Source organism: Bacillus sp. JZ39 (genome assembly GCF_053903145.1).
In genome coordinates this window covers 200,999-216,080 of the sequence record NZ_CP096389.1, presented here as the reverse complement: position 1 = coordinate 216,080, position 15,082 = coordinate 200,999, and the positions used below count along the sequence as shown (strand labels likewise).

Below are 15,082 nucleotides of genomic sequence, written 5' to 3'. Positions count from 1 at the left end.
GTTATATAATCTCCTAAATTACTTATTTCATCATAATAAATTTCTCTGGAAAATACAATTGTTTTTTTCAGGTAAACACCTTTGTTCAGAGTTTTGAATCGTTCACTTCTTTTAAAATCTTTTATATAAAAATAATAAAATTATTTGAATATTTAAATTAATACACCCCTTAGATTCTCATAAAAAATAAGCTGTTCTACATGAACAGCTTACCTAATAATTCACACCCGTTTGACGCTTTAATGCTTCAAGCCACCCGGTATCTCCGGTCCCATAGCTCTTGCTTTGTCCCACATCTCTCAGAGATCCATTGCTGTAATCAATTGATAGGATGAAATCCAGAATGGCATTATACCCGGCTTCCGCGATTTTACTGAGCTCTGAACGATAGTAAGATATAGCATAAGAAGCCGTTTGTTTCTGCACTGGATCTTTTTCAAGTTCTTCTTTATAGACGTCTAATAAGTCACGTCCATCAGGCGTGACATACCGCCCATCAATCACTTCTAAATCCTTCAAATGGTAGCCTGTAACTTCATACATCTCACGAGCAGCCTGATACTTTTGATAGGCCTCTTCGGAAAATTGTGTTGAATCACTGCTTTGGCTTTTCATGATGTGCAAAAATAGCTCTTTGCTGTTGTCCCCAGATTGCAGTACTTGCTCAATCTGCTTAATCAGTGCCTGATCGTCTGACCCGCTTACCCGCACCTGATAGTCAATTGGTGTGATTGTAAACGTCAGCTCTGTCCCCTCTGGAATATGAATATGGTTTCGATTCAACAGCACTTGCAGCTGCTGGTTAACCTGTCCCCGCTGATACACCTTTTCATTCTCAGCTTCCACTTCCCCATGAAATGTGACATTCCGAAACGCAGCATCCTGGAGGTTATAGTTTTGCGCCTTGCCTTTGAATAACCATTCTGTTTCATTATCGTATGCGGCCTGTCTTTCTGCAGCTGACAGATCACTTCTGAAATAAGGAGACTTTGAATTTTGGTACTTATCCTTAATATAGCCTAAGGGATCAGGCTTTGATTTGTTTATCGCATTCATCCTGCTGTATTTTTCATCTAGTATTTTGATTCTGATATCACTCTCAGATTCATAGGGGTTTTGGCATTGAATCACTGTTTCTTCCCCTGTGTCTGTCACTGTTCGATCATTCGCTGATTGATACACTTTGCTGAATGTCCCGCTGTTTCCCGACACGCTGATTTTAGAATAATTGAACTGATTGATTCCCCCAGTTGAAGATTGTGACTTAAGCCTGCTGTATGCCTTTTCCAGAACTGCCGCTGGATTTTCAGTCGCATTCTCCCGTTTGGCAGGCGCATTCTTGCTCAATATGTTCTGTGCCATCAGCTGAGTGCGGATAAATTGCCGATTCAGACGCATTGAATTCCCTCCCGAGTATTCTCTCTTATTCTTTTTTATCGGTAAAGATAATGTATATATTAACCTCAAAAAACATTTATTTACACTTAAATCGTTATTATGTATGATGGAAATAAAAGGAGGTTGTTTGCATGGTGAAAAAATGGCTTATTCCATTCGCTGTTATGCTGTCTATCTTATCCACCTTTACGTATTCGGCATCAGCTATCGGAGTCACTGCTATCACAGGAAACAATTCATTTGATACCGCAATGCCGATCGGTTATTGGAAATATAAAAATATCGATACAACAATACTGGAAGCTGGACAAGATGAAGCCTATTTCACTTTTACGGCTAATAAGGGAGAAAAAGTATACGTGAGGAGTACATACCAGAGCGCGTATACAGGGATGAAAATTGAAATTTATGATAAGAATAGAATACCTGTTTCTCAAGGGACAGAAGTCATTAACCCTAATACGTTTTCTTCTTTTATTTATGCAAATGCAGACGCCCAAAACACGACAGATACCTTTTATGTGAAAGTGTCACGAGGCACCTATACCGGAAACATGTATTTTACACTTTCAATTGAAGACCGAATCAAATCAGGCAGCGGAACGTTCCAATTCAGCGGCGTTGCTGAAAATAAAGGAAATACAAGCCTTAACCCCTCAGGTTCTGACTCCAGCGTGATCAAGGTTGATTTAACAAACCAATCTGGGATACCGCGTGATGCCATTGTAACCAGAGTTCAGACAACCGCCACTCAAACACCAAGCCAGGGAAATACACGCCACCTGATCATGACGAGCGAAAACAACGAATGGCGCCGTGCTCTTGTAAACAGCTCGACTTCAGGGTCTTATGATATCTCTTTGTCAGATCAACTCAGTGTGGCAAAGGTATGGAGTTTTAAATATAATACATTAGCGACTGCCAGATCGACGATGAGCAATGTTAAAGCAAAAATAGATTATGAATACGACGTAACAAAGCAGTTTTAACTTATACCGAGCCGGTTATCCGGCTCTTTTTTATTCTCCGGCTAGAAGGTAAACTATAGTCAGTACAACCAAGGGAAGTGCAGACATGGCATTAAAACTTCTAAAAAAACTGCTATTTGACCGCCCTCTAAAGAACGGCGTTATCTTAAATCATCAATACAAAATCGAAGAGTGCCTCGGTATGGGAGGCTACGGTTTGGTTTATTTGTGCACCGATATCCTAACTCAAACACCTTATGTCTTAAAACAGCTTCGGCCGACAAAAGCGAAAAAGGAAAAAGAAAAAGTCCGGTTCCAGCAGGAAATAAAACTGCTCAATAGCATTCACCACCCGCAAATTCCGGGCTTCATAGATGAGTTCATCATAGACGGACAGGCTTATTATGTCATGCAGTTCATTGAGGGAGAGAATATAGAAGAATTATTATTTTTTCGAAAACAGCCGTTCACAGAGCTTATGGCATTACAACTGATTTCGCAGCTGCTTGAGATTATAGAATACCTGCATGATCGCCTTATCTTCCACAGCGACATCAGAACGCCTAATATCATCATCAATGACGGCAGGCTCTGCCTCATCGATTTCGGCCTTGCCAAACAATTGACTCCTGAAGAAATGGAGGAAATAAAGGTACGAAAACAGGATGACTTCTTCGATCTCGGAGAAACGCTGTTATTCCTGCTGTACTCTCAATATAAAGGAAAAAAGAAGAAAAACGGCACTTGGCTGGAGGAATTAACACTGACAAAGGAAGTAACCTTGCTGCTGAAAAGATTATTGGGCATTGAGGAAGAGTATCAGCACACCGCTTCCATTCGCGAGGATCTAAACCGGGCCATTCAATCGGTCACATAAAAAAACCCTTGTCCCAAAAGCGGAACAAGAACTTTTTTTGGATTAACTGCTGCTGTAGCTCCGGCGTTTGTAACGATGACTGCCGCCATAACGGTCGTAGTGTCTTCTTTTGCCCGAACTGCTGCTGTAGCTGTGATAATGTCTGCGCCGACTGCTGCTGTAATGCCGGTGTCTGCGATATCGGTCACTAGAACTGCTTGAGAGGTACTTAATCGTTTTGATGATTTTTTTAAACATATGCTGTTCACCCCATTTCTTTCTCCCTATTATATAAATTTTATAGGAGAAAGAAAAAGAATAGACGAGAATCTCTTATCTCAGCCTTCCAAGGAGAGAGCTTCCACTTAAATACAAAACGTAATTCAGCGGTATTCTTTCACACAAAGTCACCACAAAGCTTTTTTCTCTTCTTCCTGCTCGATAAACAGATAATTTTCAGGACGGGCCAAAACAGAAAAAAGTGCCAAAAGCAACTTCCAACCTCGAAGCGGACTTCCGCATCTAAACTTCAACACTTCTCCTTCCGCTAAAGTAAACCTCAAAGTTGGGCTTGTACACCAAGCAATCTTCACTTGAATAACATGCTCACCAGGCAGTAAATCAATTCGCAGCCTTCCTCCATCTTTGATAGTTCCCATCTCAGCCCCATCAATTAGCACTGAATACTCTCTCATTTTGTTGATGTACTGCGATGTCCTGCTCATTTCAATGTACGTCTTTTGATTCACGATGACACATCCTCAAAGTAATGATCTTACAGGCGAGAAGCGCTAGAACCCTTCCGCCATACCGTTATTTCCCTTCCTAGTATATTATAACTTGCTGTGCTTCAGCTCTCCGTCGGCAAAAATCCCTTTCAGCTTCAGTGTGCCTTCTACTTGAGCTTTTTAAAAAAACACCCGCTTGTATAACGAGCGGATGTTAGAACTTTCGAAATTATTGATTGATATCTTTTAGCGCTTGTTTCGGTTGCGAATTGAAAATCAGCAATGATGCAATAATGGCAATCATAACCCCTAACGCACCAACCCAGGTAATCGAGGCCAATGATACGTTTTCCACAAAAACCCCTCCTATACCTGCGCCGACCGCCATGGCGAATTGCATCATTGACTGATTCATGCTAAGCAAAACTCCTGACATTTCCGGTTCTATTGTAGCCAGGTGAAATTGCTGTGTCGGACCGGTGGACCATGCGGCAAACGACCATAATATGAGAATCACCAACACTCCGATATAGGAATGAGTAACAAGTGACAGAAGAATCAGTGTGACGATATGCAACGTCATCCCGCCAACGAGTGTAAAGGACACTCCCCATTTATCGGTGCTATATCCCCCAAACTTCGATCCAACCAAACTGGCAATTCCAAATATAAGCAAAACACCGCTGAGCAGCTTGCCATTTATACCTGAGATGTTCAAGAGATACGGTGACAAATAAGTGTAAGCAACAGAATATCCCCCGAGCCAGAAGAAAGTGATTGACAATCCCATAGCCACTTTCCGTTTTTTGAAAAGAGCAAGCTGTTGAAGCAAAGGCACAGGCTTATCCCCTTCAGTATGCGGAAGAGTAAAGAAAATAACGACCATCGCGATCAATCCCAACAAAGCAATGGCACCAAATACAGACTTCCAGCCTAATGCTACTGCTATCATTCTTCCAAGCGGAACACCTATGATTAAAGAAGCGGTAAATCCCATCACGACCGTAGCGATGGCACTGCCCTGCTTCCCTTCCGATGCAATCTTAGCGGCAATCGTTAATGCGGTGACAACAACCACACCTGCTCCCATCGCCATAATGATCCGCGCTGCAATAAACCATCCATAACCAGGCAGTACAAAAGCCAGGACATTACCGAACACAAACAAACCTAGGGCATACATCATCAATTTGCGTCTATCCATACTTGCTGTCAACGCCATAAGTACGGGTGTAGACAGAGCATATACAAGTGAGAAAATGGTAATGAGCTGGCCCGCGGCAGCTAAAGTGATCCCGAGAGTATGAGCAATTTGATCCAAAATTCCCGAAATGATGTACTCTGAGGTTCCAACTAAAAAGCTGACAATGGCTAAAATATAAATTTTCCAAGTGTTAGACATAAAACATTCACTCCTCAATTATTAATAAACATATCGCGAATTATCGATATGTTATTATAAAAAATAAACACATCGTAATATGTCGATATGTATGGTATAAAAATAAACATCTTTTGATGTTTATTTTTATATCTCTGTTTTAAGAAAGTCAGCAAGTTTCCCAATGGCTTCTTCATCTCTTTTGTAATACGTGTACTTTCCGATTCGCTCCGCCTTAATTAGGCCGGCTCTTAAAAGGATGGTAAGATATTGGGAAGCCGTCGATTGCGTCATTTTCAATTTGTCTGTGATTTGACTAACACATACCCCGATTGTGTTCATATCAATCCCTTCATGGGGTGCAAAATGACGATCCGGTTCCTTCAGCCATTGCAAAATTTGCAGCCTTGATTCATTTGATAAGGCTTTGAATACTTCAATTGGTTCCATATCGATTATTATATCGTTATATTTCGATATGTCAATCCGTTTTTTGGATATATTTAATTAAAGCTAATTCCGTGAAATGAAACTGAAGACAGCATATCAATTTTGTTCACCGCTTAAATTTATCATCAAGCTTTACGAAATTGGTCTCATAATCGTGTCACTAAACACTTGGGGGAACCCGGCAGGTGACAAGGATTTTTTCAAATATTGTTCAAGTGACTAATCACCAGCATCAAATTCATGTATTTAAAATAGATGTAAAAAAACATCCGCTCATAACAACAGCGGATGTTAGATCTTTCGACAGGAATAACAAGACAGTATACTATGAATTGACATCTCTTTATGTCCGCTTAGGATATGAATAAAAGTTATCAATGATGCCATAATTGTAAAACAAAAGAATCGGCAGTTCATTATGTTCAATTCACAACAAATTCCATACCGTCAAAACATTTATTTTCTTTAGATTATAAGATCTTTTCCAAATTTTTCTCTAGATCATTACATAATTTAAACACCATCACTCGTTCACCTGTCCGGGAGCTTAAATCAGTATGAAAACTTTTCACTTTTTCTCCGGTTATTTTTAAGATAATATCCTTAAGGCCTTCTATACCTGATTCGACTAACTCCGAACGAGTTTGTTTGATAGATAACATACCCTCTTTTGATCCACAAACTACATATTCAGCTGGTGTTAAAATCCCTTTTAAATTGACGATGATCATGTCCCGCAGTATATCAGTCTTAACAGATACAGACCCCCGCCCAAGATAATCCTTCTCCCATTGAGTAATGGACTTACTGATCTCTGATTCAATAGAACCCTTCGACTTTTTCATATCTAATACATCTCCTGAGCAAAAAAATTGGCATATTCTATTTGTGATTTCATCTCATTAATATTCTCTTACAACATATCCTTCATATACACCTTCAATATCCAAATCAGTTTTACCGTTTCTTGTGACCACTATCATTTTGGATAACATATTTTCTTCCATCATAGAGTGGACATGCAAAAATCGAACGTTTCCTGAATGGGTTTCCTCAACTTCTTCATAAGATTTTAGATGATAAAAATCAATTGCTTTTCTAATTAGTTTTTTCATACATTCCATATTTTCACGATCAAACGAGTTCATGTCCTCGATTGTTTTCGTGACAAAATCAGTTAAATTAGCGCTCATACAATCTCCTTAGAACTGCTTTCTCCATATATGGGTGCGTTTAGAAGTTGAACCTGTATTTCATCGTGACAAGCAATGATCAGGTAAGGCTTGACCTGTTTTAACATCAGGAACCTCCACGATTGAGGGTTTTCCATCATTATGATGAACGAATAAACCTCTAACTTTAACATATGACGGCACTAGGGGATGACGTCGAATCATATCAACACTTTTTTCAATGGTGTCACTGCTATTTTCATTTAGCCATTCATCGACCGTACCACCTAAAAATTCAGGCTTGCAATTTTGAAAGAGATAATCCAATGTTTGTATTTTATCTTTCATTGTTTCAAGTTGAGTTAGTCCATTACCTGCGGAAGTCTTCTTATCTTTTGTTCCTACTACAAAAATCTCCTCAACATCTTCCTGGTAAATCGCAAAAATAATAGACCTCATGATTTCTCCATAAGGATGTGAAATACTGGCACCATAGCTTTGTATAGTCAACATATTCTCTGCAGAAGTGTTAGTCGCTTCTTGTAAAATAGGCTCCAAACCGTTTTCAATATCCGTCAAAAATAATACTTTTTTATTTTGGTTTACATTCATACAGCACACCTCTTCCTTATGTTTATTATTTTTATTTTGAATAACAAATCCATTTGATAAATGCTTAGATTCATCATTACCAGCTTTCCCAACATCCTTCTGGATCAATATTAGCCAGTCGGACCCATCCATTTTGAACTTTTTGCAGAAATGCTGAGTCATGATTTAATAACCGTTCTACATATTCTCTAGGTGCTTGGATGAGTATCAATAAACGAAGAGGAGAATGATAGGCCTCGTGATCTGATTCCATGACCGATTGCCAAGGCAGTCCGGCTAACAAGTCGCTTGCATTCCCCTGCATAACGCCGAGACCTGCAGTAACGGTTTGAGTTGCTTTATTTCCGCTGCCATAATAATGAGGTGCTACCGTTGATGCGTAATATTGTAAATTAATCCATTGGGCTACAGTTCCAGGTCCTGCAATAATATTTGCTAGGAGTTCACCGCTTTCATCCTGCTTCCAATCATAATTATGGAGAAAGGCTCTGCCTTCCAAATCACAATCCTGAGTTAGTTCACGTTTACCGATAATAAAGGCGGCATTACGAGCCAGTCCCCATTCCGGACGTATCTCACTCCAATCTTCCGCAAATCGGTTTGCCTCAGCCTTCGGATTTTTTAGCTTCGATTGGAAATTCGGTAATTGGGCTAGACGTTCTGCGTTTACATGATGTCTCACTTTCGGCATAACGGCTTCAATTTGTTCAAATGCTTCTTGTGCAGCTTCGGAAAGCTCTGGTACATAAAGCCAATGTAATTCATCTACTGTTGTATTATGTTCAGCTGCTGCAAAAACCGTATCCTCAGGAATTTTAATTCCTTCAGCTAAAAGAGCTTCTCGTACCTCTGATAGATTACATAAAGCAGCTAAAACTCTTGCATTGAATCCACCGGCCGCTCCACCGCAGGCACCACAATCAAGGGCTGCAGAATAAGGATTATTAGTACTTTGACTGCCATGCCCGCAAATCACGACCAATGGTGCGATGTTCTCTGTTAACCCCATCATTTTTAATGCTTGGCGAGCATAGTTCACTTTTTCTTCATCAGTAAAACCCACAGGTATTTCTGCCTCTGTAGCATCATGATGAAGCGAGAGTTTTGTATCAGGTTTGCGTAACCAAGCCTCACGGAGATTACGAATGAAACGACCCGCCTTTCTTGGCACAAAGCTACGGGCTGCCATTTGCAGAGTAAGCCAAGGTCCGCTTAGCTCAGGCAGTAGTAAGCTCGAAAGCGCATTCTGCTTCATCGTTTTAAAGGTATGGCTTAAAGAATGAATTGCTTGCTTCCGTTGATTGTATTTTTTGAATACATCCTCATCTGCGAACTCTTTTATTTTATTTTGCGGTTTTTGTATGATCGGCAAGGAAGCATGACTGTGTTTACTGCCAAGTTCACAAGTTGCAATCGGCACCCCGAAGAAACCAGCAATACCAATCGTTTCAAACGGGCCTTCTTTTTCTAGTTGACGACGAAAAGGTTCTGATCGTACATCGATGCAGAATGCTAATTGAGCTAATGCAGATTTTTTACGGCCGGTTTCACGTTGTTTCGAGATAATCTTCTGGCTTAATCGATCAGTGTACGTTTGTTCCCAAGCTTCTAACCAAAGTTTCTTGCGAAGTTTCTCATCAAAGCTGTAGGCAAATGATAAATATTCGTTTTGTTCAATGGCCGTCATCTGTGACCATTCTTCTAATGTAAGCCCACCCCAATGAATCCAAGCTGCTATAAGGGGAGCAATTGAAATTGTTTTCTTAGATCGTTCATTAGTCAAAGGTAAGTATGGCTTTATAAGAGCCCACTCCATGGATATTCGAACCGCTAAATATTCTGTTAGGAGTGCATGTTCGTGGCTCGATTGTTGGGAGCGCCAAAGCATCATCCCTGCCCATCCAGGTAATGAAAGTAAATGACCTTCAAGATAAGTCTGGATTTCTGACTCTGGGATTTCTAGTGCGAATAAAGCTTTCTGTAAAGCCAAATGTGCCTCTTTCGGCCAACCCTTTACCCTTTCTCGCTGCTTTTTGCTAAGTGCTGGATCATATTGAATAAGATGCTGCCAAGCACGATAGAAACCTTCCTCACGATTAGGCATTGTCCAGCCTGCTTGAGAGTCATCAAGATATAATTTACTCCACTTAATGACATGATGATCTAGTATATTGACTAGCCTTTCACCATCTTGATTCTCTATATACGAACTTAGTGGTTGCATAAACACATTCTCGATATGATCCAATCCACTACATTCACCTACTAATTTCTCCAGCTCATGTGATGATAAAAGGTCGGAAGGCAGGGGATCTAACTTTAATGCAGCATGACAAAATCGCTCTGCCACGTCCCGTGGGATGTGATAAGAATGTGAATCAAGCCAACGCTGCAGCCCCATTTCCACAAAATCTTCATCAATCTCACCTTTATTCTTTGCTGAACGGATCATAGACGCACTAGGGTATATATCAACATCGCGAGTGTTTTTCAACCAACTTGCAACCTGATCAAAAGGTTGGTTTTCAAGTCCCATCCACGGATTACGTGCAGCAAATGTAGAAATAGGCCAAAGTGGCGCAATCACTCGGCTGGCAGATGTAATGAAAACGTTAAGATCCCTTCCTTGAACATCAATATCTGTATCTATCTTTTTTACATTATCTTTCGTTAATACGGATGTAATGCCCATCTCAGATTAGCTCCTTATGAAATATATTGTTTAAGGTAGTCTGGGTGACTCTCTACTGACTTTGGTTTTGCTTCACCTAATCGAACTAACCAAAGATAGAGCACCGCGAAAAAAACGGAAGAACGATAACGAGCAACCCATGTACCTAAAGCACTGCCAAATAATAAGAGACATACGACAATCATGACAGCTGACATTGGAGGTTGAACACTTTGAAAAATGGTTGTATGCAGCCACTTATAGAAAAGGTTATGAATGATAAAATATACGAGGGCTGCTCCTCCTAAAACAGTTAAGCCGGCAATTCGGCCAATTCGACCCTCTCCAAAAGCGACAAGCTGATTCCAAGAAACGGACAATGACCACCCTAAGATCAGCGCACTAATGAATTGATATCCCTCTCCAGGAGCAGCGAGCCAAAAAGCAACGCCTATTACTAAGGATAAAATCCGACCAGCCATGACCCATAAATAGGATGTTCTTTCATTAGTGCGAGCCGATACTTCATGACGCCCTACTGCTGAACCAGCTTGTAGAAACAACGTAGCTTTGAATAAACCATGTAAAATAAGATGAATAATGGCTGCTATATAGGCGCCTAATGCACACTGAATGAGCATAAACCCCATTTGTCCAATCGTGGAGCCTACTAACTGACGTTTATAATCAACCTGGACTAAACTAATTCCAGTTCCAATCAATACAGAAATGCTAGCAAGCAGAAGTAAGATAATCGAAGCGATACCACCATGAAATAGAGGTGAAAATCGAGTTAGTATTATTCCTCCTGCATTTACTAAACCTGCATGCATAATTGCAGAAACAGGGGTTGGAGCAACAATAGACTCAACCAACCATCTTTGGAACGGCCATTGAGCTGCAGGAATGATCACCGCCAGTACAATCAATAGCTGAATCCCTGTTCTCTCCCATTCTCCCAGCCCAGCTATACTTTCATTTGTTACAACCAATGATAACTGCCATTGACCTGTGGCATGAAAAAGCCACGTCATCGCAAAAAACAAAGAAAACCAACTTAACAAAAATAACCGTCCAGAAATTTTGGCTGCTTCACTAGCCACTTGCCAAGCACTGTTTAACCTAATAAGTAAGGTTAATCCAACAAGAGTCGCTCCCCAAAATAGAACCATCAAGCGGAGATCACCACTTAACCATGTCATTGAAGCAGCTCCTGTTGTGAAAGTAAAAAGCGTAAAATATTTTCGATAAGATCGATCCCCCATTAAGTAACGTACAGAAAAACGCTGAATGATGAATCCAATTGCAAGAACAAAGAAAGTCATTAAACAAGCTAAGGAATCTAAGTGCCAAGGGCCAACATTTCCACTCACACCACTATTGGCAAGAATCAGTAAGGAAACCAAAAGTGGTAAAGCCAAGATCCCAATATGAATGCGAACAAAACTCAAGGGTACTCGCGGATGTAAAAACAATAGTCCACTAATCCCAGAAGCCATAAGCATAATAAAAAATAATGTTAATAATGATGACAAACTCAGCGAAACTAACATTCTAAATTCTCCCTTTTTTAAAACTCATTATTGGTCAAAAGACCTTTCAATCAGATCATATTTGTCTATTATTTATTTCAATTTTTATTTATCTCTATTTTTTTCCAACAAAAAAGCCGACAACTTCAAAATTTCAATGATTATGTTAGATCATTGAATCCTGAAAATTGTCGGCTTCACTTCAACTAACTTCAGCGAAGTTTTTTGAAGAGCTACCTTATTATTGGTCTTTACTTTATGCTATGTTTAATTTCCTTTAATATAGTCCTGATTATCAAATAAATCGACTTATGTTTCTCTTCCTTTTTAGTTAGGATGCTTTTTCATCCTATCAATATTTAAAATGAAATATGAAAAGAATGCTAAAGGCCTACATATTTTAAAAGGAAAAATAAACATCGGCATCGATTATTAAGTTACGTATAAGATATGATAAATTTTAAAAGTTGTCAAGTTTATCAGTAAACTGGTCTTTACTTTCCTCTAAAATAATCCAACCCATTATAGATGATTCACTTTCAATGAGGAACATCCATTTCAGATGAAGCTCGCTTTTCCAGATCGAGGAGCAGTGTCTTCATTTCAAATCCGCCCCGATAGCCAGTTAATGAGCCATTCTTTCCTATTACACGATGGCACGGTACAGTAATTAATACCGGATTAGCCCCAATAGCCGCACCTACAGCACGAACAGCTGCTGGTTTATTTATATCATTTGCAATGTCGGAATAGGATTTCGTCTGTCCATAAGGAATTTCACAAAGTGCATTCCAGACGGCTATCTGAAATTGCGTACCGGCGTACTCAACTGGAACAGTAAAGTTTTTCCGCTTTCCTTCTAGATATTGAGTGATTTCAACGGCATAGGGTTCAAGCTTATCATCATCTTCAACAAGAAGACTTCCTGGAAAGCGTTTCTTAGCCCATTCGAACAATTCCTCGATTGGTTTGTTCTGTGAGCCTACAAACACAAGCCCCTTTAAAGTTGAAGCAATATAAAAATTCCAATCCTTGAACATTAATAAAGACCAATAAAGGGTTGCTTTATTCTTTGTTTCCATTGTACGTTTCCTCCATTTTACTCATTTGACGAAATTGTGCTGGTGTCTGTCCAGTTTTCTTTTTAAATAAAGTAATAAAATAAGGCGCGTTAGCCATACCCACACATGTAGCGATATCTCCAATCGCTTTATTTGTCTGAATCAAATACTTTTTAGCCGCGTGTACTCTAACTTGTTGTATATACTCAACCAGTGTAATGCCTTTAATTTTTTTAAATGTTCGATGCAGATGATACGGACTCCCATGACAAATATCTGCTAACGATTCTAGCGTTAATTTTTCTGAGAAATTTTTATCAATATATTCAGTAATTAAATCAACCCACTCGCGATCAGGCATTTTTTCATTAGTGGGCTTGCAACGTTTACAAGAGCGAAAATTTGCGCGGAGAGCTTGTTCTGCGTTTGGAAAAATACATACATTTTCTTTTTTCGGAACACGAGATTTACAGGATGGTTTACAGAATACCCCTGTCGACTTTACAGCGTAGAAAAATTGATTATTATACGTTGCATCATTATTTATAATTGCTTGCCACTTTTCATCTGTTATTATTTCTGCATCATTCAAAATTCTATGATCATGGCTCTCTTTATGTCCGTTATTGATATTATCCGGCATTTATCTCACCTGTCCTTACATGGCTCATCTAATTCATTTTGAATTAAATCCCAATTTAAATTTTCGACACGCGATTTTTATATCTTGGGCCATTTTTATCTACTCCCGTTTAACATTCTTGATAACTACACTATAACCTCATAAATAGAAAAAAATAAGATGGTTAGAATGTAATAGCAAGATAACAAAATGAGTAAAGATGATTATGTGATAAACTAATTTCAACCAGCGTGAGTTTTCTTATAATTATTTAAGATAAGGAGAAAGAAAAAGTGGCATGGCATGAAGTCAATGATGTTATTGTCATTACATTACCTGAAATTTTCGACATGAATGCTAACCTTGGCTACCTAACCAGGGAAAAAAATGAATGCATGTATGAAATAGAGAACAATATCATTACAAAAGTTATAGCCATTGGGGAAATTCGGTCCTTAGTGCAGGTAAGCGTAATCAATAATAAACAAATGATTGTTCAATTCCTAAACGATTCTAGACCTGTTGAGCAGTGGAAACGGGAAGAGATTGTAAAATATATTCATGAATGGTTTGATCTTGATAACGATTTAACTCCATTTTATGAAATGGCAAAAGCAGATCCATTACTTAAAATGCCTGCCCGAAAATTTTATGGGTTGCGAGTGATCGGCATTCCCGATTTATTTGAAGCTTTATGTTGGGGAGTTTTAGGGCAACAAATTAACTTAGCCTTCGCGTACTCCTTAAAGAAGCAATTTGTAGAAGCATTTGGCGATTCTATTGAATGGAATGGTAAAAAGTATTGGGTGTTCCCACCGTACGAGCGAATTGCACGGTTAACCCCTACCGACCTGGCAGATATTAAAATGACGGTAAAAAAAAGTGAATATATCATTGGAATAGCCAGATTAATGGCAAGTGGGGAATTATCGAGGGAAAAATTAATGAAAATGAACTTTAAAGATGCTGAAAAAAACTTAATTAAAATACGAGGAATCGGTCCTTGGACAGCCAATTATGTTCTAATGCGTTGCCTTAGGTTCCCGACAGCTTTTCCGATCGATGATGTGGGTCTAATTCGTTCGATAAAAATATTACGTAATATGAATCGAAAGCCTACGAAAGATGAAATCTTAGAAATATCGTTTTCATGGAAAACATGGGAGTCATACGCTACCTTTTATTTATGGCGTGTCCTTTACTGAATCATTTCAACTTAAACCGGAATGTACTCAATAAAAAAAGAATGAGCTTTAAAACCTAAGGCCTACAAGTACATTGTAAGTGCGACTTCTAGAATTCTTTGCCTTTATTAATTGACAATAAAAAAAAACGTTATCATTCCAATAGGCTCTCCGGTTTTCGGATTTCTAGCATGCTAAATTCCAACTGCTATCAAAAGCGTATCTTAATGAGGAACTGCTCTCTTATATCTGTATTAACATCAGAAAACTCAGTTAGGCAAAAGTCTTAATGCCTTTTAACCTGATTGACCGACCTTATGTGGAAACATCTTAAATCTATAGCCATGGCCGATCGATAGTCGGGTCCTGTACCATCAACTTCTTTAATCCATTTTTCCACTGTAGACGTTCTTTCTCTTTTGGACATAAAAACACCCCTTTAGATAA

Annotated in this window: 16 protein-coding genes; 3 read left to right on the top strand and 13 right to left on the bottom strand. The window is 39.1% G+C overall.

What is annotated here, in order from left to right; translation table 11 throughout:
- Positions 1–213: 213 nt before the first annotated feature.
- Entirely contained in the window at positions 214–1,398 is a 1,185-nt protein-coding gene (locus M1D65_RS01220) for a DUF4885 domain-containing protein (protein ID WP_326153899.1), read from the bottom strand.
- A gap of 131 nt (positions 1,399–1,529) precedes the next feature.
- Here M1D65_RS01220 and M1D65_RS01215 point away from each other — a divergent pair, with 131 nt between their 5' ends.
- The gene (locus M1D65_RS01215; protein ID WP_326153900.1) at positions 1,530–2,387 is read left to right on the top strand and encodes a hypothetical protein; all 858 of its coding nucleotides are present in this window, start codon (positions 1,530–1,532) and stop codon (positions 2,385–2,387) included.
- Positions 2,388–2,472: 85 nt separating this feature from the next.
- Entirely contained in the window at positions 2,473–3,243 is a 771-nt protein-coding gene (locus M1D65_RS01210) for a serine/threonine protein kinase (RefSeq protein WP_017694962.1), read from the top strand.
- Here M1D65_RS01210 and M1D65_RS01205 read toward each other — a convergent pair.
- From M1D65_RS01205 to M1D65_RS01155, 11 genes are all read right to left on the bottom strand, one after another.
- Positions 3,228–3,491: a hypothetical protein gene (locus M1D65_RS01205; RefSeq protein ID WP_124073472.1), complete on the bottom strand. Its 264-nt coding sequence runs from the start codon at positions 3,489–3,491 to the stop codon at positions 3,228–3,230. The genes M1D65_RS01210 and M1D65_RS01205 overlap by 16 nt on opposite strands.
- A 138-nt stretch (positions 3,492–3,629) precedes the next feature.
- Positions 3,630–3,971 carry a hypothetical protein gene (locus M1D65_RS01200; RefSeq protein ID WP_038827944.1) on the bottom strand — a complete coding sequence of 114 codons (342 nt, stop codon included), beginning with the start codon at positions 3,969–3,971 and terminating at the stop codon, positions 3,630–3,632.
- Positions 3,972–4,179: 208 nt separating this feature from the next.
- The gene (locus M1D65_RS01195; RefSeq protein ID WP_021481923.1) at positions 4,180–5,352 is read right to left on the bottom strand and encodes an MFS transporter; all 1,173 of its coding nucleotides are present in this window, start codon (positions 5,350–5,352) and stop codon (positions 4,180–4,182) included.
- 126 nt (positions 5,353–5,478) lie between these two features.
- Positions 5,479–5,781, bottom strand: coding sequence for an ArsR/SmtB family transcription factor (locus M1D65_RS01190; protein ID WP_003234907.1), 303 nt, complete (start codon positions 5,779–5,781; stop codon positions 5,479–5,481).
- Positions 5,782–6,251: 470 nt separating this feature from the next.
- Positions 6,252–6,626 carry a DUF2294 domain-containing protein gene (locus M1D65_RS01185; protein ID WP_003246482.1) on the bottom strand — a complete coding sequence of 125 codons (375 nt, stop codon included), beginning with the start codon at positions 6,624–6,626 and terminating at the stop codon, positions 6,252–6,254.
- Positions 6,627–6,683: 57 nt separating this feature from the next.
- Entirely contained in the window at positions 6,684–6,974 is a 291-nt protein-coding gene (locus M1D65_RS01180) for a DUF6407 family protein (protein WP_015252954.1), read from the bottom strand.
- Between the two features lie 60 nt (positions 6,975–7,034).
- Positions 7,035–7,565 carry a carbonic anhydrase gene (locus M1D65_RS01175; protein ID WP_128441301.1) on the bottom strand — a complete coding sequence of 177 codons (531 nt, stop codon included), beginning with the start codon at positions 7,563–7,565 and terminating at the stop codon, positions 7,035–7,037.
- Positions 7,566–7,641: 76 nt separating this feature from the next.
- Positions 7,642–10,257: a DUF2309 domain-containing protein gene (locus M1D65_RS01170; RefSeq protein WP_456270725.1), complete on the bottom strand. Its 2,616-nt coding sequence runs from the start codon at positions 10,255–10,257 to the stop codon at positions 7,642–7,644.
- Between the two features lie 14 nt (positions 10,258–10,271).
- Positions 10,272–11,789 (bottom strand): NADH dehydrogenase subunit 5, encoded by a 1,518-nt coding sequence (locus tag M1D65_RS01165; protein ID WP_072173700.1) that lies wholly within the window; start codon positions 11,787–11,789, stop codon positions 10,272–10,274.
- Positions 11,790–12,307: 518 nt separating this feature from the next.
- On the bottom strand, positions 12,308–12,850 hold the full coding sequence (gene adaB, locus M1D65_RS01160; protein WP_032724778.1) for a methylated-DNA--[protein]-cysteine S-methyltransferase: 543 nt from the start codon (positions 12,848–12,850) through the stop codon (positions 12,308–12,310).
- Complete coding sequence (locus M1D65_RS01155; protein WP_163182445.1) at positions 12,834–13,472, bottom strand: bifunctional transcriptional activator/DNA repair enzyme AdaA; 639 nt, start codon at positions 13,470–13,472, stop codon at positions 12,834–12,836. The genes adaB and M1D65_RS01155 overlap by 17 nt, the downstream gene beginning before the upstream one ends.
- Positions 13,473–13,744: 272 nt before the next feature.
- Between M1D65_RS01155 and alkA the strand changes: the two genes are divergently transcribed.
- Positions 13,745–14,656: a DNA-3-methyladenine glycosidase II gene (alkA, locus tag M1D65_RS01150; RefSeq protein WP_032724774.1), complete on the top strand. Its 912-nt coding sequence runs from the start codon at positions 13,745–13,747 to the stop codon at positions 14,654–14,656.
- A gap of 265 nt (positions 14,657–14,921) precedes the next feature.
- Here alkA and M1D65_RS01145 read toward each other — a convergent pair whose 3' ends face one another.
- Entirely contained in the window at positions 14,922–15,062 is a 141-nt protein-coding gene (locus M1D65_RS01145) for a hypothetical protein (RefSeq protein ID WP_124073479.1), read from the bottom strand.
- Positions 15,063–15,082: the final 20 nt, after the last annotated feature.

Coding starts and splice junctions, on each gene's coding strand:
- M1D65_RS01220 (WP_326153899.1), bottom strand. CDS start 1,398: ATGCGTCTGAATCGGCAATTTATCCGCACTCAGCTGATGGCACAGAAC.
- M1D65_RS01215 (WP_326153900.1), top strand. CDS start 1,530: ATGGTGAAAAAATGGCTTATTCCATTCGCTGTTATGCTGTCTATCTTA.
- M1D65_RS01210 (WP_017694962.1), top strand. CDS start 2,473: ATGGCATTAAAACTTCTAAAAAAACTGCTATTTGACCGCCCTCTAAAG.
- M1D65_RS01195 (WP_021481923.1), bottom strand. CDS start 5,352: ATGTCTAACACTTGGAAAATTTATATTTTAGCCATTGTCAGCTTTTTA.
- M1D65_RS01190 (WP_003234907.1), bottom strand. CDS start 5,781: ATGGAACCAATTGAAGTATTCAAAGCCTTATCAAATGAATCAAGGCTG.
- M1D65_RS01185 (WP_003246482.1), bottom strand. CDS start 6,626: ATGAAAAAGTCGAAGGGTTCTATTGAATCAGAGATCAGTAAGTCCATT.
- M1D65_RS01180 (WP_015252954.1), bottom strand. CDS start 6,974: ATGAGCGCTAATTTAACTGATTTTGTCACGAAAACAATCGAGGACATG.
- M1D65_RS01175 (WP_128441301.1), bottom strand. CDS start 7,565: ATGAATGTAAACCAAAATAAAAAAGTATTATTTTTGACGGATATTGAA.
- M1D65_RS01170 (WP_456270725.1), bottom strand. CDS start 10,257: ATGGGCATTACATCCGTATTAACGAAAGATAATGTAAAAAAGATAGAT.
- M1D65_RS01165 (WP_072173700.1), bottom strand. CDS start 11,789: ATGTTAGTTTCGCTGAGTTTGTCATCATTATTAACATTATTTTTTATT.
- adaB (WP_032724778.1), bottom strand. CDS start 12,850: ATGGAAACAAAGAATAAAGCAACCCTTTATTGGTCTTTATTAATGTTC.
- M1D65_RS01155 (WP_163182445.1), bottom strand. CDS start 13,472: ATGCCGGATAATATCAATAACGGACATAAAGAGAGCCATGATCATAGA.
- M1D65_RS01145 (WP_124073479.1), bottom strand. CDS start 15,062: ATGTCCAAAAGAGAAAGAACGTCTACAGTGGAAAAATGGATTAAAGAA.